Consider the following 22,638-nt stretch of genomic DNA (forward strand, 5'->3'; position numbering starts at 1 on the left):
GCCGAGCGGACTGTTGATAGCTACAGGCTGCCCTTTACCCGCTCCTGGTTCACCAGCAAGTGGGCCAGCCGGGTAGGCTCGGGGATCCGGTACCGACCGCAGCAGGCCTTGATGATCTCCAGGCTTTGTTCCATGCTTACTTTATTGCCGGGCGATACGAATACAGGGTTGCAATTGGGTTTGGTACGTAAAACGGAACCGATCTGCTCCTGTTTATGAAACAAAGGTGACTGATCAAAACGGTGATTCCCCGGCTCCTGGTACACCCCGGTAAGCCGGGTTTTGGCGCAGCCGATGGTGGGCTGGTCCTTTATAATGCCAAAATGCGTGGCAATGCCCAACCGGCGCGGGTGTGCAATGCCGTGCCCGTCCAGTACCAGGATATCTGGCTTTAACGTAAGCTGCTCCCATGCTTTCAGCAGGGCGGGTACTTCCCGGAAGGCAAGCAGTCCGGAGATATAGGGGAACTGTACGGTGCAGGTAACGGAGGCATGCGTCTGCACCACCATCTGCGGGTATTTGAGCACAACGATGCCCGCATAAACGGTTGTTTCATATTTATTGAAAGAAATATCGGCGCCGCCAATATAACGGACCGGACCGGGAAAAGAAGTAAGGTCTATACGTTCGCGTAATTCATGTTGAATGGCTATGGCTTCGGAAGGGGTGAGGTTGTCGTAAAACTCAGGTGTGATCATGTAGTAAAGGTACAAGATCTTGCTGATCCCGTGGATCGGTTGTACCGGAGCCCTGTTTTTAACGCCGGGATCGTACATAGCGGGTGCGTGCTGTAAAAGTTGTCATACGCTGGTTGTAATTGAAAAATTTAATTACAATATTTTAATTACACTTTTTAAAATGCGACCCGCCGGGATGACCGGATCGGGGTAAAACTGCTAACTGTTGTCTGTAACCGGAAGCTTCACTGTAAACTCCGTGCCGGCCCCAAATTCACTGCGCACCCCAATGGAGCCTCCCTGGGCCTCGATCAGCTCTTTGCTGATGGAAAGCCCGAGTCCGGTACCTTCTTTTTTGGAACCGGGGATCCGGAAATAACGATCGAATATTTTGTCAATGTAAAATGGGGCGATGCCCTGGCCAAAATCTTTGACGGTGAACAGGACTTCGCCTTCGCCGGCAGTAACCGCTACTCGAATAAGTCCATTTTCGTGGCTGTACCGGATAGCGTTGGAGATCAGGTTGCTGAAGACCCAGGAAGTTTTATCGGCGTCCACGTTTAAAAAAGGCAGGTCTTTCGGTAACTGTACCTGTACCTGGATATTTCCGGCTGCTGCCGTAGTTTCATTGGCCTGGACCGCCTTGCCGATCAGGTCTCCCGGGCGGCACAATACCGGCTGCAATTGCAGTTTGCCGCTCTCCAGCTGGGTTACGTTCAGCAGCTCGCTGGTTATTTTCAGCAGGCGCGCTGCATCCTCCTGGATGCTTTCCACCAGCTCTTTTTGCTCGGGGTTTAAATTGCCGACCCGGTCGTTCTCGAGTAGCTGGGCGCTCATTTTTATGGAAGAGATCGGGGTTTTGAGTTCATGGGAAACCGTGGCTATAAAATTGGTCTTTGCATGATCCAGCTCCTTGAAAGGCGTAATATTTTTCAGGAAGATGACATCTCCCAGGTGCTGTGCCTCTTTTTCGCCGGTTGAAACAATGCGGATGGGAATGATGGCCTTGTCGAAATAGCTTTCCTTATTGTCTGCATATATTTTCAGCGGCTCATGCGGGGTTGCCGGCTCAAAGAAATCCCGGATCAGCATGCGGATCAGGTCGTTGCTTACAGCCAGGTCCTGCACGGGTTTGCCCAGTACGTCCCCGGGTTTTGTATTGGTGATGCGGGCGGCTTCTTCGTTGATAAAGATGACCTTTTTGGTTTCGTCCAGCCCGATCACGGGTTCGTGTATGTTATTGATCAGGGTTTCGACCCGCTGTTTCTCACTCATCAGCCGGGCCAGGTTGCTGTTGTTGTATTCCTCCAGCTTTTGTGCCATGGTGTTAAAGGCCCTGGCCATGTCGCCAAATTCATCGGGTTTGTTGTAATAGATCCGCTGGGCATAGTTTTTGGAAGCGATGCCCCGGATGCTGGTGGTAAGGGTTTTGATGGGGTTAGAGATCGCTGCCGGGAGATTCAGCAGCAGGGTAAAGGCGATGATGAAACAAAGAGTGCCGCTTACGGCGATCCATCCAATGGCTTTGTCGGCGGTCTTTCCTGCAATGGAACTCTTGCGCCGAATCGCCTGCATATTCAGCAGCATGATATCCGCCAGGTCTTTGCGGAGCAGGCGTAGCAGCAGGGTATCGCCGGGTGCGCTTTTAATGCGCTCAAAATCGGCAGTTACCCGCCCGGTGGCTTCCAGTTCGTTGGCCTCGGTGATGTTTTCCTTCTGGCGTTTTAGCTGGGCTTCAAATTTTTGCTGAATATGCGGCATCTGGATCCCCTCATCCAGCGCCAGCAACATTTCCCTGGAATAGGACACCGAGTTATAATTGGCTACCAGGATGTTCTTGGTATCTGCTGAAAGACGATTGATGTAAATGCCTGAAAGGATCGCCAGGAAGGCCACCAATGCAAAGAGCGCACCCAATCCCAGGACTAATTTTGTTTGAATACGCATTTTTTAATTTTTATACATCAAAGTTGTTTAAACTCCCCAGAATTCCGGTATGCCATATGACCATTTGCATTTTCTGCGGAGATTCCGGTATCAATAGTGAAGATTGCCATTCCACACCTGACAGGCCCTGAAGCAAGTCCGGGACCGTATTTGTGTTACACAGCAATACTTTTTCAAAAACGGACAGCCTCAGCAGCAAAAATAGAACAACATTAACTCAGGATCACCAGGTCGATCCGGCTATCGCCCAGTTTTTTTAAAAGATTGCTGAAAATACTGGTGGCTGCGATCACCTGCATTAAATTTAAATGGGGCTTGCCGATGCAAATGGTGGTGATCTTCCTGGCTTCTGCCTGTTCTGCGATCGCTGCTGCCACGCGGTCGGCCTTTATCTTGATGATCTCTGCACCCAGCTCCGTAGCCAGCTGAAAGTTATTGATGAGGTAGCGCTGTTTGTCCAGCCGGATCTTATCGGCACTCTCCGACGGGGTTTCTATGTACAGCACATACCATTTACTGTGATAGTAATTGGCCAGGCGTGCAGTTTTCCGGATCACGGTCTTCGACGTTTTTTCATTACTGCTGATGCAGGCCATAAAACGTTCCTGCTGCAGCGGCAGTTTGACCACTTCTGTTTCCACTTTCCGCTCTACGGCAGAAGCTACTTCTTTTAATGCCAGCTCCCGCAGTTGCAGGATATGGTCGTGTTGGAAAAAATTATTGAGTGCGGACTGGATCTTGTCGCTTTTATAGATCTTGCCTTCCTTCAGCCGGGTGATCAGTTCATCGGAGGGCAGGTCGATGTTCACGACCTCATCCGCCTCCTTAATGATGCTGTCCGGGATCCGTTCGGTTACGTTTACGCCGGTGATGGCCCGGATGTCGTCATGCAGGCTTTCAATGTGCTGAATGTTCACGGCCGAGATCACGTTGATGCCCGCATCAAGGATATCCCGCACATCCTGCCAGCGCTTGCTGTTGCGGCTTCCCCCGATATTGGTATGTGCCAGCTCGTCTACCAGAACAACCTCCGGACGCAGGTTGATGATGGTGCCTGTATCCATTTCTTCCAGCTCCTTTCCCTTGTAAAACAGCCTCCGTCGCGGAATTTCGGGAAGCCCTTCCAGCAGGGCGTGGGTTTCCGCGCGGTGATGGGTTTCCACATAGCCGATACGCACATCGATCCCGTTCCGCAACAGTATATGTGCCTCCTGTAGCATGCGGTATGTTTTCCCCACCCCGGCGCTCATGCCGATGTAGATCTTGAACCGGCCCCGCCTGCTCTTCTGAATGAGTTGTAAAAAATCAGCTGCTGCGTTCATGTTATGATGGTTTAAAAGGAAAACGCAAGTGAGCTTGTGATGGCAAAGTTATGATCCTGGTTTGGAAAGATGCGGCTGCGGCTGTGAAAGCCCCTGCCTTCGATCCGCCACATAAACTGGCCGGTGATCCTGTGGTCGATGTTAAGCGAATAGCCCAGGGTTTTAAATCCATGTCCCGCGTCTACAGGAATGAGCGCTCCGTGAGGGTCCGAAAAATATTCGCCCCGCAGTCCTATATTCCATTGGTCGTTGAACCAGGCAGCGATCAACACGGGGGCGTACCAGGTATTGTAGTCCTTGCTTTTGGGAGCTTTCTGTTCCGTGCCGATATCAAATCCGAGTGTCAGGGAAATATGCGGCGATATCAGGAACTGACCATACAGATCGTGGAAATACCGCATCCGGCGGATGCTGTCCGGCTGATCATTGCCAATGAAGGAGCTGCTGTTGAGCGTGATCTTGTCTGTGGGTTTGAACACCAGCTGGTGGCCCCATGCGGGGGTATTGTTCCCGTTCACCCGCTCGATGCGTTGCCAGCCGTTCAGGATCAGACCGCTGATGTACCATTTGCCGTTATCCGGGGTATAGGAGATGCGGGCCCCTGTTTCAAAATAAGGCGAGTTTTCTGCAGCCATGCTTCGGGTTAAAGTCTGACAATCCCTGCCAATAGCGCTTTCCCAGCCGATATGAGAGGGAAGAATGCCCGCATCGATCCAGAGGTTGCGGGCCTTTGAAAGTTTAAAGCCGGCATTGGCCTCATAGATGTTTTTTAAAGCACCTTTTTCGGCCGCCATATTATCGTTGCTGTAGGTGCCGGTCATTAAACCGATATTCCCTCTTACGCGGCCGGCGGTATAGCTGGCTTTAATGAGGGCAAGGTTTACCTGAACCGTATTATGCCGGTTGTAACTGTACAGGAACGATCGTTTCATATGGTTTGCCGGCCTTCCGAAATCATAACTGTAAAATACCTCGCCGTAACCGCTGATCTTTAAAGGCGGCACGGGGTTTTCTGTTTGAGCAATGGCCTTTTCCAGGGATATGAATGGGGCGACCAGTACCAGCCAGGCGATGTTGTTCCGGATTGTTCTGCTGTTCATGCGTTTTTGTTTTCCGAGTGAGAAGTTTGGAGTGGGATGTTTGCGGATCTCCGCGCGGCTTCCGGTTAAAGGGAGGCGGGGTGGTCATGGGATTGTTAAGGTTCAATGGGTCAATTGATCCAGGTCGATATTTAACTTTAGTACGTTTATTTTCTGGGGTCCCAGCAGTGGCCGGCTGGTATGCCGATGTACCAGCTCCTGAACGGCCTGTTGTGATAGTTTGCGGACTGCTGCGATACGGGGCACCTGGGCATTTGCAGCGGCAACGGAAATGTCGGGGTCCAGTCCGCTGCCGCTCGCCGTTACGATATCAGCAGGTATGATGGCGCCGGGGTTCTTTTGTTTAAAGTCCGTTACCCGTTGCTGTACCTCTTTCAGGTAATCCGGGTTATCCGGTCCTTTATTGCTGCCACCGCTTCCGGCGGCGTTGTAGGCTACTGCGGATGGCCGTGAGTTGAAGTAAATAACGCTGTCGAAACGCTGCCCGATATGGGCATAGTAGCTTTTGCCATTGCGGTCGGCAACCTTTTCTCCCTTCCCTTTTTCCGGTGTGCATCGGGCAAAGCCGGATAGCAGGAGTGGGTAAATGATCACGCAGAGGACCATCAGTGCAACGGTCAGGCGTATCGCGGGAATGATCTGTTGTTTCATTGTTGTGTTTTTGGGGTGAGATGAGAGTAAGATGTTGGGAGTGAGATGTTTTTAGTGAGAAGTTTACAGTGATAAGTTTATAATGAGATGTTGATTGAAGGTCGTTTTTAAAAAAGCAGACCTGTCAGCATATCGATGACTTTGATGCCGATAAAGGGCGCGATGATGCCTCCGAGTCCATAGATCAACAGGTTCCTTCGCAGCAGGGCGCTGGCGCCGATGGGTTTGTAGGCAACCCCTTTCAGGGCTAGGGGGATCAGTAGCGGGATGATGAGGGCATTAAAGAGCACGGCTGAAAGAATCGCACTTTCCGGACTGTGCAGCTGCATAATGTTCAGCCCCTGTAAGGAGGGGATGGCGGTAATGAACAAAGCGGGGATGATGGCAAAATATTTAGCCACGTCATTGGCGATGCTGAACGTGGTGAGTGTGCCACGGGTCATCAGCAATTGTTTCCCGATCTCCACCACCTCGATCAGTTTGGTGGGGTCATTGTCGAGATCTACCATATTTCCGGCTTCTTTTGCGGCTTGTGTTCCGCTGTTCATGGCCACACCAACATCGGCCTGCGCCAGGGCAGGAGCATCGTTGGTGCCGTCGCCCATCATGGCCACCAGGCGGCCTTCTGACTGCTCCCTGCGGATATAGTTCATTTTGTCTTCAGGCCTGGCTTCTGCAATGAAATCATCCACACCGGCTTTTTCGGCGATGAATTTTGCAGTAAGCGGATTGTCGCCCGTCACCATTACCGTTTTGATCCCCATCCGGCGCAACCGTTCAAAGCGTTCCTGTATGCCGGGTTTAATGATGTCCTGTAATTCGATGACCCCCAGCGCAGCATTGTCCTTTGCCACCACCAGGGGTGTTCCGCCATTGCCGGCGATGGCTTTTGTTTTGATCAGGATCTCCCCCGGAACCGTATTGCCGGCTCTTTGAACCAGTTTGGTAATGGCATCCATTGCGCCTTTGCGGATATGAATGCCGTTGACGTTCACACCGGAGCATCTGGTTTCTGCGGAGAAGGGGACCGGTTTATAGCTGCTGTGCCCGGCAAGGAACTGTTGCCGGGTATGCGGGATATAATTTTTGTCTTTAAGCAAACCGGAGGCCAGCTCCACGATGGACTTTCCTTCGGGGGTTTCATCGGTGAGGGAGCCGAGTATGGCGGCTTCCATAAAGTCCTGATCACTGGTGCCGTTGGCGGGCCAGAAATGAGTGGCCCTGCGGTTCCCAATGGTGATGGTCCCTGTTTTATCCAGCAGCAGTACATCAATATCGCCGGCAGTTTCAACAGCCTTGCCGCTTTTGGTGATCACATTTGCCCTCAATGCCCGGTCCATACCTGCAATGCCGATCGCAGAAAGCAGGCCACCGATCGTAGTGGGGATCAGGCACACAAAGAGTGCGATCAGGGCGGCGATGGTAATGGGCGTATGTGCAAAATCAGCAAATGGTTTTAATGTCGTACACACGATAATGAATACCAGTGAGAACCCGGCCAGCAGGATGGTGAGCGCAATCTCATTGGGCGTTTTCTGGCGGGAGGCACCTTCCACCAGGGCGATCATTTTGTCGAGGAAACTTTCACCGGGCCTGGTGGTAACTTTTACCTTTATTTTATCGGACAATACTTTGGTGCCTCCTGTTACGGAGCTTTTATCCCCGCCTGCCTCCCGGATCACCGGCGCGCTTTCGCCGGTGATAGCGCTTTCGTCGATCGTGGCGAGTCCTTCAATGATCTCCCCGTCGGTGGGAATGATATCGCCCGGTTCACAAACGAAAATATCATGGAGCTGCAGGGTGGAAGAGGGGACGATGCGAATCTCATTCAATGTCATTTCCCCAACGGGTTCTATTTTCTTAGCCGGGGTTGTTTCCCGGGTTTTCCGCAGACTGTTGGTCTGTGCCTTGCCGCGCGCTTCTGCAATGGCTTCCGCAAAGTTGGCAAAGAGCAAGGTGATAAAAAGAATAGCGGTGATGGTGATGTTGTAGGTGAGAGATCCCTGTCCTGCACGGTTACCGGCGATCCCGGTCCAGATGCAGACACCCAGCATCACCAGGGTGCCGGTCCACACCAGGAACATAACAGGATTGCGGAACATTTTTGACGGACTGAGTTTTACAAAAGATTCTTTCAGCGCTTCGATGAATTGATCCTTTTGAAACAGTGAAGTATGTTGCGTTTTCATTGTAAGGGGGATTTAATGGGGGTGAGAAGTGAGATGTTGGGGGTGAGATGTTGTTAGTGAGATGTTATTGGTGAAATGATTTTAGTGAGATGTTGTTGGCTATTCCTAAAATGTTATTAATGAGCGGAAGAATGTTGTTGGTGTGCCGGAACGTATTTGTTTTTTATATTATGATTAATTATATTCGATGAAATATTTAAACTTATGAAACCACACAAAAAATTAAATGCCTGGGCTGACAGCTTTGAGCTTGTTAAAGAATTGTATGCTGCAACGAATTCTTTTCCTTCCGCGGAGAAATTTGGCCTTGTTTCGCAGATTCGCAGAGCTGCTGTATCTGTTCCTGTAAACATCGCAGAAGGTGCTGCCTGAAAGAGTCCGAAGCAGTTTGCCTGGTTCCTGTACGTTTCGCTGGGATCGCTTACAGAACTGGATACGCTTATACTGCTCTGCGGATCCCTGGAATTTATTTCCCGGGAGGAATGTGACCGATTGGTTGAAAAAATGGATCTCATTGGTAAGATGATTTATGGATTGATTAAAAGTTTGGAGAAGTGATGGGGTGAAATGTTGTTAGTGAGAAGTTGTTAGTGAGAAGTTGTTAGTGAAAAGTTGTTAGTGAAAAGTGAGGTGAAAGGGAATAATCTGAATGTTCTACATCCTGCTTTTCACTAACAATATTTCACCGTTTATCCCATTCCAAAATACTCTGCAATTGGCCCCAGCGTTAAGGCGGGGAAAAAGGAGAGTGCAGCTACAATGATGATCACTGCAAATACCATGAAACCGAAGGTGGCGGTATCTGTTTTTAAAGTACCGGCGCTTTCCGGGATGTATTTTTTTGCTCCAAGAATGCCGGCAATAGCCACCGGGCCGATGATGGGCAGGTAACGGGAAAGGATCAGTACAAAACCGGTGCTGATGTTCCACCAGGGTGTATTGTCTCCCAGTCCTTCGAACCCGCTCCCGTTATTGGCGGCGCTGGAAGTGTATTCGTACAACATTTCCGTAAAGCCATGAAAACCGGGATTGGCAAGGGTGGAGGCCGTTTGCGAAGGCAGGGCCGCTGCCAGCGCGGTTCCGGTCAGTATCAGCAACGGATGCAACAATGCGACGATCATGGCGATCTTCATTTCGCGGGCTTCTATTTTTTTACCCAGGAACTCGGGTGTGCGTCCCACCATCAGCCCGCTTATAAAAACTGCAAGGATAATGAAGACGAAATAGTTCAGGATGCCTACACCGCAACCGCCGTAAAAACAGTTGGTCATCATGGCCAGTAGCATATTCATTCCGCTCAGCGGCATATAACTGGAATGCATGGAGTTGATGGAGCCCGTGGAGATCACCGTGGTCGCAATGCTCCAGTAAGCGGAAGCGGGGGCGCCAAAGCGTACTTCTTTTCCCTCCATTGCTCCCAGTGCAGGACTGACACCCATTGCGGTGATATTCGGGTTGCCGTTCATTTCCATAATGATATTAGGGATGCACAGCGCCAGGAAGCCGAGGGTCATCACGCACCAGATGGCCCATCCCAGTTTTCTCCGGTTGAGGAACTGTCCAAAAGCAAAGACCATTGCAAACGGGATCAGCATTTGTGCAATCATCTGCGTCATGTTGGTGAGGTAGTTCACGTTTTCGAGCGGGTGGGATGAGTTGGCCCCGAAGAAGCCACCGCCATTGGTGCCCAGGTGCTTGATCGGCACGAATGCGGCTACCGGACCGGTAGATACATAAGTGGTATCGCCCTGCAGGGTGATCATTTGCTGTTTCCCTTCAAAGGTCATCGGGGTATGATTCAGGATCAGGATCATACCGATAATGATGGAGAGGGGCAACAGGATCCGGGTAATGGATCTGACAAAAGCAGTATAAAAATTACCCAGGGTTTGCTGCGTGCCCTTCCGGAAGGCATGGAACACCGCGGCAGCAGCAGCCATACCTGTGGCAGCCGTTACGAACTGCAAAAACATCAGATAGAGCTGGCTGAAGTAGCTGACGCCCGTTTCTCCGGAATAATGCTGGAGGTTACAATTCACCAGGAAAGATATGGTGGTATTAAAGGCCTGGTCCGGCGTCTGGTCCGGGTTGTGATCGGGATTGAGCGGCAACCATGATTGGTTCAGCAGGATAAACATCCCCAGAAAAAACCAGATAAAATTGATGACCAGCAAGGCCGTCAGCTGTTGCTTCCAGTTTTGCTCTTTATGAGGATCAATGCCGCTGCACTTAAAAAGGAAGCGCTCAATGGGATTGAATACCGGATCTGAAAATGTGCGTTCGTTGGCGTACACCCGGGCAATATACCGGCCCAGCGGCAGTGACAGCAACAGGGTAAAAACAAACATGATGATAATGCCTGATATTTCTGTGTTCATTGTTTTCGAAGTTGTGGGTGAGAAGTGGAGAGTGAAATGTGAGAAGTGGAGAGTGAAATGTGAAATGTTGGAAGTGAAATGTGAAATGTGAAGCGTGGAAGGTGAATGTGAAAGATTGGGGCGGCTCTTTAAAACTTTTCGGGTTTGAGCAGTACGTAGCACATATAGATGAAAACGAGGATGGCGATGATAAAGAGTTCTGTCATTTTTTTAAGTATTGAATTGTTTGGGATGTGCCTATATTTTTTCGAAAAAGGAAATGGATCTGAAAAAAAGTATGAAGCAGCCGATGCCGGAAAGAATAAGAATACCTGTGTACATATGCCGGTAATTATTTTAATATTTGATGTCGATCCTTCTATGCCAAAAACAGATCCGGATTTCTCAGGTGCTTGCAGTCGGTTGATTATGAATTATTTGAAATGATCCAGGGTTTACGTGTATATGAAAAAGCCTATCAAAATGATAAGCCTGGTTCTCAAAATGAGTGGTACGTTGAAGGGTGTAAAGAAATGCGATACACGGGAGCCGCGAATGCGCCGTTCATTTCAATAAGAAAAAGATAGCTCCATGCCGCCCGGACGATGAACCGGCTAACGGTCATCTATGCCCGCTTTCGGGATTTCTTTTCACTGCCCGGCAAACCTCGTGTTGCCGTACCAGGCCCGGTCTATAATTTGTATTCGTCGATTTTCCGGTACAGCGTAGCTACGCCGATCTCCAGGATGCGGGCTGCTTCGGCTTTGTTGCCTTTGGTAAGTTGTAGTGTACGGCGGATATGGTTTTTTTCCATGAAGGCCAGCGACAAAGGATTTTCCGCGAGTCCCGCTTCCTGATCCCCGTATTGCCGGATCTCCAGCGACAGATCTTCTGCATGCAATTCATCGCCCTGCATCAGGATCACGCTGCGTTCAATGCTGTTCTTTAGTTCCCGGATATTGCCCGGCCAGTTATAGTTTTCCAGTACACGAAGTGCCTCTGTTGAAATACGGAGGTCTTTCCGGTTTGTTTTTTGCGCAAACAGACGGAGGTAGAATACGGCCAGCTCTTTGATGTCCTTTTTCCGTTCTCTCAGGGCCGGGAGCGTTATCTTAAAAGTTGAGATCCGGTAATAAAGATCTTCCCGGAACTGTCCGGCCCCGATCTCCTTTAACAGGTTGCGGTTGGTAGCAGCCAGCAGCCGCACGCTGATCTTTGTAGGTTTGGTTTCCCCGATCTTAATGAATTCGCCGGATTCGAGGACCCGCAGCAACTTTGCCTGGAGGTCGGCAGCCATTTCCCCGATCTCATCCAGGAACAGCGTACCATTATGGGCTTCCTCAAGTAAACCGGTCTGGTCTCTTACTGCGCCGGTAAAGGAGCCGGCCTTGTGCCCAAACAGTTCCCCTTCCAGCAGCTCGCGACTGAAAGCAGCACAGTTGATGGCCACAAAACTTTTGTTTCGCCGGTCGCTGGCCTCGTGTATGGCTTTTGCAAATACTTCTTTGCCTGTACCCGTTTCCCCGGTGATCAATACCGTGGCGTCTGTGGGGGCCACTTTTTTTCCCAGGCCGATGGCCTCCTGTATGGCTTCAGAATGTCCCATGATGCTGTCAAAAGAATATTTATTACCCAACTGTTGTTCCAGTTGCTGCACCCTTTTGCAAAGGATCACTTTTTCTATAGCCCGGTTTAATAACGGAATGATCCGGTTGTTATCGTCTCCCTTGGTAATATAATCGAAGGCACCGCTCTTTATGGCCTGTACGCCATCGGGAATATTGCCGTAAGCCGTCAACAGGATCACTTCTGTTTGCGGAGCCCGGGCCCGGATCTCTTTTACCAGGTCCACACCGTTGGCGTCCGGCAGTTTTACGTCACAAAGGACTACATCGGCAGCCGTTTTTTCCAGTTGCTTCAACCCGGAGCGGGCATCCCTTGCCTGCAACACTTCAAACCCCTCCAGGGTAATGATCCGGGAGAGGAGTTGCCGTAATTTTTCTTCATCATCAATGATCAGAACGCTGTGCTTCATGGTGTGAAACTTGGGGCAAAAGTAATGCAATAATTTACGGGTTGTTTGTTCAAAAAAATAATAGGTTTGCGGGGCAGGAGCTTCTGGTATAACTATAAAATAATTGTTTTATCTTTAAATCTGGCATATATTAGAATTGTGAGTGAATCAATACCAACTATAAAAGAAATAGCCAAGCGGCTGAACGTTTCTGTCTCTACGGTATCGCGGGCGCTGAGCGATCATCCCCGGATCAGTGCCAAGACTAAAGAGGCCGTAAAGGAACTGGCTAAAGCGCTGAATTATGAGCCCAACTCCAAAGCGATCTTTTTCAAACAGAAGAAAAGTTATGTGATCGGGGTGATCGTGCCGCATATTTATGAGGATTTTTTCTCAAAAGGGATCAGCGGTATTGAGGATACTGCCCTGGAAAACGGGTATACAATTTTATTTGGACAAAGCCATGACCGGATCGAGAAGGAACGCCAGGTGGTGGATGCGATGAAGAACCAGCGGGTAGACGGACTGATCATTTCCTTATCGAAAGAAACCAATAAAAGTGATCACCTGAAAACCCTGGATGCCTATAATATACCGGTGGTCTATTTCGACCGGGTACCCTCCCTGGCAAATGTGAATAAAGTGTACTGCAATTTGTTTGAAGGTACCGTGGATATGATCGAGTGGCTGTTTAAACAGGATCGCAAACGCATCGCATTTATCAACGGCCCCAACGCCATCATTGCCTCCAAAGAGCGGCTGGACGGGTATATTGAAGGGATCTCCAGGAGGAAGCTGAAGGTAGATATGCAGATGGTGGAGCAGACCGATTTTTCGGAGGAGGGAACGCATAAGGCGGTGGCCCGGCTGCTGGGATTGAAAAAGCCACCGGATGCGATCATTAGCTTTAATGACTATGTACACATGGATGCGGTTAAATATGCCCTGAAAGAACACGTTAAGATCAATGAGGATATATTGTTTGCCAGCTACGCAAATATATCCGTAAATAAGCACACTGCTTACCCCCCGGTTGTTTCCATCGACCAGTTCCCTTACAGCCAGGGTGAGGCTGCTATGAAAATGCTGATGGATATTTTGCAGAACAAATCAGATGAAGATACCGCTACAAAAGCGTTCCAGCACAAGGAAATTCCGGTTGCGCTGGTTTACAATTCATAAAATCGGTTACAGGGCAATCGTTTGCACCGGGTTTTTGAAAAAAAACTTAAACTTTATTTTATACATTTATCGCCTTAAACCAAATTATGGATAAAGTACTTGCCGGTTATGGGTTGAAGGAAGTTCAGTGTTCATTAAAACCTTTTGGCAGCGGGCTGATCAATCATACATGGGTGCTCTGTAACGGTGCAGAACAGTTTATTGTACAGAAGGTGAACAGGAACGTATTCCGGGAGCCGGAGGCGATCGCATGGAACCTGGCTTTTATTGATGCCTACCTGGAAAAACAGGATGAGGGATACTTTTTTGTATCACCGGTAAAAACGGCATCGGGGGAAACGATGTTGCATATAGAGGGCGACGGGTATTACCGCATGTTCCCTTTTGTAAAAGGGAGCCATTCCATCGATGTTGTAGAAGATCCGCAGCAGGCTTATGAAGCGGCGAAGCAATTCGGAATGTTTACCAGGAAGCTATCGGGGATCGATGTGGATGCCCTGAAGATCACATTGCCTTCCTTTCATGATCTTTCCCTGCGTTACGAGCAATTCCTGGAGGCGCTCGGCAGCGGTAACCCCCTGCGGCTGGCGGCGGCCACTTCTCTGATCGAAGCGCTGAAGGGGCATTCATATATTGTAGACCGGTTCCGGGAAATACAACGAAATCCGGAATTTAAGCAACGGGTAACTCATCACGACACGAAGATCAGCAATGTGCTTTTTGATGCGCACAATAAAGGTCTGTGTGTAATAGACCTGGATACGGTCATGCCGGGCTATTTTATCAGTGATGTGGGCGATATGATGCGTACCTACCTGTGCCCCGTAAGTGAAGAGGAAAAAGACTTTAGCAAGATCGTTGTGCGTGAAGATTACTACAATGCCATTGTGAAAGGATACCTGGAGGAAATGCAGGATGAACTGACGCAGGCCGAAAAGGCACACTTTTTTTACTCAGGGCTCTTTATGATCTATATGCAGGCCCTTCGGTTCCTGACGGATCACTTAAATGACGATCGCTATTATGGCGCCCGGTATGAGGGACATAATTTTGTAAGGGCACAAAATCAGCTGACTTTACTGGAGCGGTTGCTGGAAAAGCGGGAGGTGCTGGAAAAGTAGTTTTTCTATCCCTGGCGTTTATTTTTATTTTTTTGCGATTTTTCCCTTACTTTTGCAGCCGCTTTGTTTATAAGCACCGGGAAGTAGCGCAGGCCGGTAGCGCACCTGGTTTGGGACCAGGGGGTCGCAGGTTCGAATCCTGTCTTCCCGACTTTTTAGGATTTCAATTCCTATCAAAGCCTTACAAATCAAGATATTTGTAAGGCTTTTTTAATTTCAGCTTATCAAATAATCTCATATCTGCAACGGGATATGCTTTATAAAAAACGGGAAAAATCTGACCATTGGGTGATTATCCCCCTACGACACGAAACAAAATTAATTTTCACTCGACAGTTCCGGATAGAATCGCAATCCGGAGGTTACGGCACGATTCCGAAAGGGCACTTCTAACAGCTTTTGTGCTCGCCCGAACGTGTCATTCGGTACGGGCGGGCGGAGCGGCAGGTCCCGCCATGTTTATTCAACCCGGGGTGGGGTAGGACGCTCAGCTTCAGCATTTCCACGTCTTAATTGATACGGCACTATCTATTTGCTGCGGCGTAATTTTTACCCGGTTAAACAATATTCCGTACATCACCCGGGAGGTTACACCGGAGATTCTTTAAGGCCATTTGCAGGATATTGGAAACCGTCTGCGGTGCAATATTTAATATCGATGCGATTTCGTCCCGCGACATATTGTGGAAAAATTTGAGGTAAACCACCTCCTTTTGCCGCAGTGGGAGACCATTGAGCAGGGCGGTAACCTGGAGCGAAAGTTGCCGGGCCTGTTCTGTTTTGATCAGGCGCTCATCCACATAGGCGCTAAGATCAAATTTGTTTTCCAGGTAGGTAGCATCCTTAAAGTCAACCATCCGGATCTGGGGGTTAAGCTTCCGGTGCAACATTCTCCGGAAGGAAGAAAAGAGATAGGCTTTAATATTGACTTCTGTTGCCAGGGTGGCGCGTTTTTCCCATATATAAACAAACAGGTCCTGGACGGTGTCTTTCAGCAACGCTTCATCCCTGGAATATTTGAGGCCGTAATTGAACAGCTGCCAGAAATATTCTTCGACAATCAACCGGTAGGCTTTTTGATTGCCGCCGGTTGCAAGTTTCCATAATGAAGTAAAGGCTTCCAGGTCAGATGATTTTAATTTTTTGACAAAATCATACTTCCGTGCACCGTCCATATAAAGGTAATAACTGCAACAAAACAATTTCAATCAATGATTTCCCGATGACGAAGCGAATGTACATAAATGATATACCGTTTTGATTTCACTGATCTCAACCTGCCTGCAGACCTGCATAATGCAAATAGCGTAAGCTGGCATCTGGCAATTCCCTGCAATCCGGATCGCGATCCTGCTGATAAAGAGACACCCACCCCTGGAACATACCATAAGTTGGGGATGTTTATTTTTATAATGGATTGCAGGATCAAAGGTATAACAGATCGCTCAGGATTTGCAGCTTCAATCGTTATTTTGTTAGGATCCCAAACTTTAATAAAGAAAAGATATATTTAAAACATAAGAGAAACGGGCCTCCGTTTATGAAGTTCAGGCGGAGAGCTCTTTAATGGGGATGCAGCTGAAAATCGTTTTAACGGTCCCGGATAGCATGTTGCGGCGATCTTTACCTGTGGGGTCTTTAGGATCAATGCCCTGAAATCAGCGGTAATACCTGCATCGGGCTTCCGGGTAATCAGGGACACCTTATGGGGTCCGGGGGCGATTTTTATCGCCCCCCATTGGAGTTGACACCATTGGCGCTCATATACTTCTTTACGTTTTACCCGGTCGGGACTAGCGATAAAAGGCGGGTTGCAAATGGTACAAAGCGAATGCGTAAGAATGGCTGAATCGTCTATCTGTAACGCTATTTCTGTTCCGTTGGGAGAGCCCGAAACCGCGTAGTCTATAAGAACGGAGAAGGATTTTTCTGTGTTTGCAATAACCTTCCAGGAGATCGTATCCATGCCGGTACCCCAGTTTGTCAGCCAGTCATGCGCCCACCCATGACCTTCTTTGTATTTAGGCCCCCCCGAAAAAACGGCCTCATAAGCGGGTAGCTCAACCCTGTCACCATAGAGGGGAACAGGCCGTTGCATATTGAAGTTTTTGGAGCAATCCCTGAACCAGGCAAGGTAATCCTTTTTTAGTGTCTCCGTGATCTGCGGAAATTGACGGGAAATTTCTTCCTTTTGTGAAGGATCCTTTACCAGGTCATATAGCTCCGTTCCGTTTTTTTTGTAGATCAGGGCATAGGTATTGTTCCGCACCGAGCCGGTTGCCTTGCTCAGTGTGCTGTCATGACGGCCGGAAGACCGTGATAGTACCCAGGAGTAAATATTCCTGTTTTCAGATATTTTTTTCCCGGAAAGTAAGCCGGCCCGGCTGATCCCGTCTATGGAGGAATCGCTGTTTATTTTTAATCTGCAGAGATCCCTGAGTGTTGGAAAGAGGTCAATATGCTGGGAAAGATCGGCAACCTGTAATCCGCCTTTGATATGTCCTTTCCAGGTTACAAAACAGGGCACTTTGATGCCCCCCTCATATACAGAGCCTTTGATGTCCCGCAGTATTCCGTTGTAGCGATGCCCGTTGGGGCCGTTGTCGCTGAGAAAGATAACAATCGTGTTTTTATCAAGCCCGGTTTTTTTTAACATATGGGTGATCCGGCCGATATTATCGTCAACAGATGCACACATGCCATAGATGCCGGCCAGCTCGTCGGAAAGTCCTTTCTCTTTGTATCGTTTAAAATACCGGTCCGGTACCTGAACGGGCGTGTGGGGGGCATTATAGGCCAGGTAACAAAAAAAAGGCCGACCTGCTTTTTGCATAAATTGAAGAGCCCTGTCAGTGAGTACGTCGGTAATATAGCCGCTGTCTGTTTCAAAGTCCTGGTTATGCTGGTAACGGGTATTGAAGTAGTTGCTCCAGTGCCCGGCACAGAATCCGAAAAATTCCTGAAAACCCTGACCGTTGGGATCATTGGGATAGTGGGATCCGTTGTGCCATTTACCAAAACAGGCGGTGCGGTAGCCATTACTTGCAAAGAGCTCGGCCAGTGTATTTTCACCGGTGTTCATAATTTCCAGCCCGTTTGAAACGGAGGCGACTCCTGTCCGGAGGTGATGCCTTCCGGTGAGCAGGCTGGCCCGGGTGGGCGCACAGAGCGGACTTACGTAAAAATTGGTAAAGCTGGCACCTGTCTCTTTGAGCTGATCGATATGGGGTGTTGTAAGTACCGGGTTCCCGGAACCGGAAAAATCGCCCCAGCCCTGATCGTCTGTCAGGATCAATAACACATTGGGATACTGGGCATTAGCTTCTCCGGCTGCGAAAAAAAATAAATGAAACAATAAGAACAATCTGAACATCGCTATTGGTTTGATTTTAAAATAAGGCTATCAATTCTTAATTCTGTATAACTCTTCCCTTAGGCCCTTAACCCCGTAAGAGCAGTTGTTTTTCAATAAATACCATAATATTCCCCCGAACGTTAAATTTATTCGCTCCCAGATGGTATTGAAACGCCGGTCCGGTCTCTATTTTGGAGACAAGTGAATTTATGAACAAGGACTATCGGCATAGTACCATTGAGGATCTTATCTGGGATGAGGGTTTCAGGAGCTGGGTATTGCACCCCGATCCGGAAAGGGACCAGTACTGGGAATCCTGGCTGGCAGAGCACCCTGAGAAGAAGGAGCTGGCAGCATGCGCGGCGGAGGTCGTAAAGGCCTTGAAAACAGATGCCCCGGGTTATGAGCATGCAGACCGGCAGGCGCCGGTCGACGAGCTGTTCCGGCGTTTGAACAGAGGGCGCCAGGCCGGGGGGATGCTTAAAAAGCTGCACCCTGCTTTGGGATGGGTTGCAGCGGCGGCTGTTATACTGGTGGTGGGTATATTGCTGATCACAACAAACAGGAAGAGCCTGCTGAATATTGCACAGGTGGGTCATGCAGACAGCCTGGTTACATTTTATAACAGCACCAATAATACCCAGCTGATCACGCTGCCGGACAACAGTAAGATAAGCCTGGATAAAAATTCGGGGATCCGGATCAGTACGCTTTTTAAAACGTTGAAAGAACGGAAAGTGTATTTAACGGGGAACGCTTTTTTTGACGTGGCAAAGGATAAAACCCGCCCCTTCTATGTGTATACAGGCAATATTACGATAAGAGTGGTGGGCACCTCCTTTAAAGTGCTTTCCAATCATACAACGGGCAAGGTATCGGTGGATGTGCTTTCGGGGGTTGTAAAAGTATCTTCGTTAACCGAGAAGGGGCCTACCAAAAAGGTAGAAGAAGTAACGCTTACCCGGAATCAGCGGGTGGCCATCGAAAAAGCAAAGGAACCGGATGTGGGAATTGTGGAAAACCCGGTAGTGTCGGAGAATGAATTTATCAGCTTTAACTATGATGAAACACCCGTTTATACCATACTTGCCGACCTGGAACGGGGGTACGGGGTAAAAATACTTTACAATAAAGATGAAGTGCCCAATAAGGCTTTTAGCGGAAATATAGAAGGAAAGAGCCTGTCGGAGAAACTATTCATCCTCTGCAAAACGCTCGGTTATAAATACAGGATCGCAGACGGCAGCATCCTGGTGTTCTCAGGCAACGGCGAGCGTTAACACAATCATACACATACAAACAGGCTTGATATGAATACCAGAACACAGTATTTTATTTTTGGGATTGTCTTGTTTTTATTCCTGGTATTACCGGGCGGAAGGGTTTGTGGCCAGGCCAGTCTTATGGAGCGTAAAATAACCCTGGTGGTCAAAAATGAAAGCCTGAAGAAAGTATTGGGTTATATAGAAAAAAAACTGTCCATACGGTTTACCTACAGCAACAGCGAGGTAGATGTAAGGAAGGTGCTGACACTGGAAATGGTAAACAAACCCCTGGATGCCGTGTTGAAGAGCATTGCAGATAAAACAGGGGTGGCTTATGAGCTGGTGAATGATGTGATTATATTGCGGAAAGCGAAAAGCCCCGAGCCGTCGCGGAACAGTGTAATGATCACCGGGAAGGTTGTGGATGAGAACGGGGCCGCAGTGGCCGGCGCCACGGTTGCAGAAAAGGGAACCTCAATGGCCACTTCAGCCGCTGCAGACGGTAACTTCAGCTTAAATGTAACGGACTATAATGCTACCGTCGAAGTAAGTAATATCGGGTTTATGAACGCATCTGTGCCGCTGGAAGGGCAGAAAAGCCTGACGGTTGCATTACAGGCGGATGACCGCTCGATGGACAACGTAGTTGTGGTAGGGTATGGCTCCCAGAAAAAAAGCGTGGTTACCGGCGCCATTTCGAGCATTAAGGCCAGGGATATTTCGAACCAGCAGGTAACAAGGGTAGAGCAGGCCCTTCAGGGAAGAACGTCGGGATTAACCATAGCCTCTTCATCCGGGTCGCCCGGGGCGGCCGCCACTGTTCGGGTACGGGGCGCTACTTCCCTTAGTGACGGGGCTAGTAACCCGCTGTATGTGGTGGATGGCACCGTGATCCCCGGAAGCAACATCGATTACCTCAGTACCGGTGATATCGAATCCATAGAAGTCCTGAAAGACGCAGCTTCAGCAGCGATTTATGGAGCGCGGTCCTCTGCGGGCGTCATCCTGGTAACTACAAAAAAAGGAAAAGCCGGAGGCCTGGTAACCAATTACAATAACTACCTGGGCCTTCAGCGCCCCGCAAAAAGACTAAACATGCTGAACGCCACCGAATACGGAAAAATGCTCAACGAACAATCTTTGAACTCTGGGGGGAAGGTGATATTTGCAAATCCGGACAGTTTGGGCGCCGGTACTAATTGGCAGGATCAGATCTTTAACAACCATGCATTTATCCAAAGCCATGAGCTGAATCTTAGTGGCGGCGGCGATAGGTCTACTTTCTTTTCCTCTTTCAGCTATTTCGATCAGCAGGGCATCATCACCACCAGTATATCAAGCTATCAACGCTATTCATTAAGACTTAATTCTACGCATAGGATCCGCAAATGGCTCTCATTGGGGCAGAATCTGGGCTTTTCGCATACAAAATCCAAGGGAGTGGCTTTCAGCGCCAATACGGAATTCAACAGCCCGATGAGTGCAGCGATCAATTTAGATCCGGTTACCCCTGTACTGGTTACTGATGAATCATCCCTTACAAGACCACCCTATTCAACGCAACCTGATATTATTAAAGATAAAAACGGGCGGCCCTATGGTATTTCATCATTGGTATCCACTCAATTCACCAACCCCGTTGCGTATGTGAAGACCCGGGAAGGAAATTATGACTGGAGCGATGACCTGGTAGGCAACCTGTTTCTTGAGATGGAGCCTTTAAAAGGAATTAAGCTCCGATCCAACATCGGCACCAAACTCAGTTATTCGGGGAGTGAGGTCTTTACCCCAAAATTTTATCTTGCGGCGAATCAGATCAACACGGCTAATATATTTACCCGCATCCGCGATAAAATTTTTAATTGGAACCTTGAAAATACCCTCTCTTTTAATCGCCGGTTCGGGGCGCATGATCTTACACTTTTATTGGGTCAGGGCGCTTACCTGGATAATAATGCGAGCGGGTTAACGGTAACTTATGCGGGTATACCAGCCACAAATTTTAAAGATGCTACCATGAACTATAATGTGGCGGCTGATCAAAAAACAGCCTCGGGTTTTGAAGGGATCCTGCATAAAGTAAATTCCTTATTTGCGCGGGGGCTCTACAGTTATAACGACAAATACCTGTTCACCGGTATTATAAGAAGAGACGGGTCGTCCCGTTTTGGTCCCAACAAAAAGTTTGGATATTTTCCTTCTGCTTCTTTAGGATGGGTACTGAGCAAAGAACCGTTTTTCAATGTGCCGCAGTTTGGTTTTTTAAAACTCAGGGCTTCTTATGGGGTTACCGGAAATGACGTACTGGGTGATCTGCGTTATGCAGCTACCGTTTCTGGCGGAAGAAATTATGTGTTCGGGAATGATAGCTACCTGGTGGGCTACAGCCCTGATGCTCCGGCCAATGCAGACCTTCAATGGGAGGAGACCAGTCAGCTTAACCTCGGTTTTGACGCCCGTATCTTTACACATATAAGCCTGACCGTTGATGGGTTTCGTAAAGAAACAAAGGGCATCCTGATGCCGGTTGAGTTTCCGGCATACGTGGGGGCCACCGGAACAGGCTACGCCAATATCGGGAATATGGAGAATAAAGGAGTAGAGCTGGAGCTGGGATACAACAATGATTTTAATGGGTTTAAAGTAGATGTGAACGGTAATGTTTCTTACCTGCAGAATCGGGTCACTTTTCTTGGAGATGGAAAGCGCTATACAGAGGATGGCACATCGCGGCTGACCAGCAGCGCGTATCCGCTTACCCGGATCGCAACTGGTCATGCTATCAATTCATTTTATGGATTTAAAACAAACGGAATTTTTCAGAATCAGGCGGAAGTGGAAGCGTATACCGGCCCCAAGGGGAAGATCCAACCCAATGCCCGGCCTGGTGATTTCAGGTGGGCAGATCTGGATCATGACGGGACCATTACGGAAGCGGATCGCACTTTTATCGGCGATCCCACACCCAACTGGTCTTTTGGCGCTACCGTTAATGCAGGCTGGAAAGACTTTGACCTGCTGATCTTCGGGCAGGGTGTAGCGGGCAACCAGATCTTCCAGGGATTGAGAAGGCATGATGTGCTGCCGAATGCTAACTGGCAAACAACCGTGTATCAGCGTTGGCACGGGGAAGGAACTTCAAACAGCTATCCGCGTCTGACTAATAACGATACGAATAAAAATCTGTCATATCCATCAGTATTCTATCTGGAAAATGGCAGCTATTTCAGGATAAAAACATTGCAGCTGGGATACAATCTCAGCTCTTCCGGGCTGAATGGTATCGGTATCAATAAACTACGCCTGTACGTAAGTGGAAGTAACCTGGTAACGGTTACAAAGTACAGCGGTTATGATCCCGAAATAGGCGGAAACAGCTATGGTATTGACAGGGGAGTGTATCCCCAGGCAAAATCCTTCCTGATCGGATTAAATGTATCATTTTAAACGCTATGGTT

Annotated in this window: 15 protein-coding genes, 1 tRNA gene and 1 pseudogene; 6 read left to right on the forward strand and 11 right to left on the reverse strand. The window is 48.8% G+C overall.

Going from position 1 to position 22,638, the window contains the following annotated elements; all coding sequences use genetic code 11:
- Positions 1 to 20 precede the first annotated feature (20 nt).
- From nfi to kdpB, 6 genes are all read right to left on the reverse strand, one after another.
- A complete protein-coding gene (gene nfi, locus B160_RS0103555; protein WP_018626494.1) occupies positions 21 to 776 on the reverse strand; it encodes a deoxyribonuclease V in 756 nt (251 codons plus the stop codon).
- A 120-nt stretch (positions 777 to 896) separates the two neighbouring features.
- Positions 897 to 2,624 carry a sensor histidine kinase gene (locus tag B160_RS0103560; RefSeq protein WP_018626495.1) on the reverse strand — a complete coding sequence of 576 codons (1,728 nt, stop codon included), beginning with the start codon at positions 2,622 to 2,624 and terminating at the stop codon, positions 897 to 899.
- A 212-nt stretch (positions 2,625 to 2,836) separates the two neighbouring features.
- Positions 2,837 to 3,946, reverse strand: coding sequence for a sensor protein KdpD (locus B160_RS0103565; RefSeq protein ID WP_018626496.1), 1,110 nt, complete (start codon positions 3,944 to 3,946; stop codon positions 2,837 to 2,839).
- Between the two features lie 11 nt (positions 3,947 to 3,957).
- The gene (locus tag B160_RS0103570) at positions 3,958 to 5,046 is read right to left on the reverse strand and encodes a porin (RefSeq protein WP_018626497.1); all 1,089 of its coding nucleotides are present in this window, start codon (positions 5,044 to 5,046) and stop codon (positions 3,958 to 3,960) included.
- A gap of 102 nt (positions 5,047 to 5,148) precedes the next feature.
- Positions 5,149 to 5,697, reverse strand: a complete 549-nt coding sequence (locus B160_RS0103575) for a potassium-transporting ATPase subunit C (protein WP_018626498.1) — start codon at positions 5,695 to 5,697, stop codon at positions 5,149 to 5,151.
- Positions 5,698 to 5,804: 107 nt separating this feature from the next.
- Positions 5,805 to 7,886 carry a potassium-transporting ATPase subunit KdpB gene (gene kdpB / locus B160_RS0103580; RefSeq protein WP_018626499.1) on the reverse strand — a complete coding sequence of 694 codons (2,082 nt, stop codon included), beginning with the start codon at positions 7,884 to 7,886 and terminating at the stop codon, positions 5,805 to 5,807.
- A gap of 204 nt (positions 7,887 to 8,090) precedes the next feature.
- Between kdpB and B160_RS32180 the strand changes: the two are divergent.
- A pseudogene (locus tag B160_RS32180) lies at positions 8,091 to 8,444 on the forward strand (four helix bundle protein).
- 131 nt (positions 8,445 to 8,575) lie between these two features.
- Here B160_RS32180 and kdpA read toward each other — a convergent pair.
- The 3 genes from kdpA to B160_RS0103600 form a co-directional block, all read right to left on the reverse strand.
- Entirely contained in the window at positions 8,576 to 10,264 is a 1,689-nt protein-coding gene (kdpA, locus tag B160_RS0103590; RefSeq protein ID WP_026309500.1) for a potassium-transporting ATPase subunit KdpA, read from the reverse strand.
- Positions 10,265 to 10,392: 128 nt separating this feature from the next.
- Positions 10,393 to 10,470, reverse strand: a complete 78-nt coding sequence (gene kdpF, locus B160_RS32500) for a K(+)-transporting ATPase subunit F (RefSeq protein WP_157557908.1) — start codon at positions 10,468 to 10,470, stop codon at positions 10,393 to 10,395.
- 464 nt (positions 10,471 to 10,934) lie between these two features.
- A complete protein-coding gene (locus tag B160_RS0103600) occupies positions 10,935 to 12,278 on the reverse strand; it encodes a sigma-54-dependent transcriptional regulator (protein ID WP_018626504.1) in 1,344 nt (447 codons plus the stop codon).
- A gap of 138 nt (positions 12,279 to 12,416) precedes the next feature.
- Here B160_RS0103600 and B160_RS0103605 point away from each other — a divergent pair, with 138 nt between their 5' ends.
- The 3 genes from B160_RS0103605 (at position 12,417) to B160_RS0103615 (ending at position 14,711) form a co-directional block, all read left to right on the forward strand.
- Positions 12,417 to 13,439, forward strand: coding sequence for a LacI family DNA-binding transcriptional regulator (locus B160_RS0103605; RefSeq protein WP_040679477.1), 1,023 nt, complete (start codon positions 12,417 to 12,419; stop codon positions 13,437 to 13,439).
- A gap of 86 nt (positions 13,440 to 13,525) precedes the next feature.
- Positions 13,526 to 14,560, forward strand: coding sequence for a phosphotransferase enzyme family protein (locus tag B160_RS0103610; RefSeq protein ID WP_018626506.1), 1,035 nt, complete (start codon positions 13,526 to 13,528; stop codon positions 14,558 to 14,560).
- Positions 14,561 to 14,637: 77 nt separating this feature from the next.
- Positions 14,638 to 14,711: transfer RNA gene (locus B160_RS0103615), tRNA-Pro, on the forward strand.
- Between the two features lie 406 nt (positions 14,712 to 15,117).
- On the opposite strand, the gene B160_RS28320 is transcribed toward B160_RS0103615, so the two are convergent.
- Together B160_RS28320 and B160_RS28325 are read right to left on the reverse strand one after the other, a co-directional pair.
- Positions 15,118 to 15,735, reverse strand: a complete 618-nt coding sequence (locus B160_RS28320) for an RNA polymerase sigma factor (RefSeq protein WP_018626507.1) — start codon at positions 15,733 to 15,735, stop codon at positions 15,118 to 15,120.
- 335 nt (positions 15,736 to 16,070) lie between these two features.
- On the reverse strand, positions 16,071 to 17,933 hold the full coding sequence (locus B160_RS28325; RefSeq protein ID WP_018626509.1) for an arylsulfatase: 1,863 nt from the start codon (positions 17,931 to 17,933) through the stop codon (positions 16,071 to 16,073).
- Between the two features lie 191 nt (positions 17,934 to 18,124).
- Here B160_RS28325 and B160_RS0103635 point away from each other — a divergent pair, with 191 nt between their 5' ends.
- Positions 18,125 to 19,195 carry a FecR family protein gene (locus B160_RS0103635; RefSeq protein WP_040679290.1) on the forward strand — a complete coding sequence of 357 codons (1,071 nt, stop codon included), beginning with the start codon at positions 18,125 to 18,127 and terminating at the stop codon, positions 19,193 to 19,195.
- A 30-nt stretch (positions 19,196 to 19,225) separates the two neighbouring features.
- Positions 19,226 to 22,627 (forward strand): TonB-dependent receptor, encoded by a 3,402-nt coding sequence (locus B160_RS0103640; RefSeq protein ID WP_018626511.1) that lies wholly within the window; start codon positions 19,226 to 19,228, stop codon positions 22,625 to 22,627.
- The last annotated feature ends 11 nt before the right edge of the window (positions 22,628 to 22,638 follow it).

This window comes from Niabella aurantiaca DSM 17617, from assembly GCF_000374125.1.
Taxonomy (GTDB): Bacteria; Bacteroidota; Bacteroidia; order Chitinophagales; family Chitinophagaceae; genus Niabella; species Niabella aurantiaca.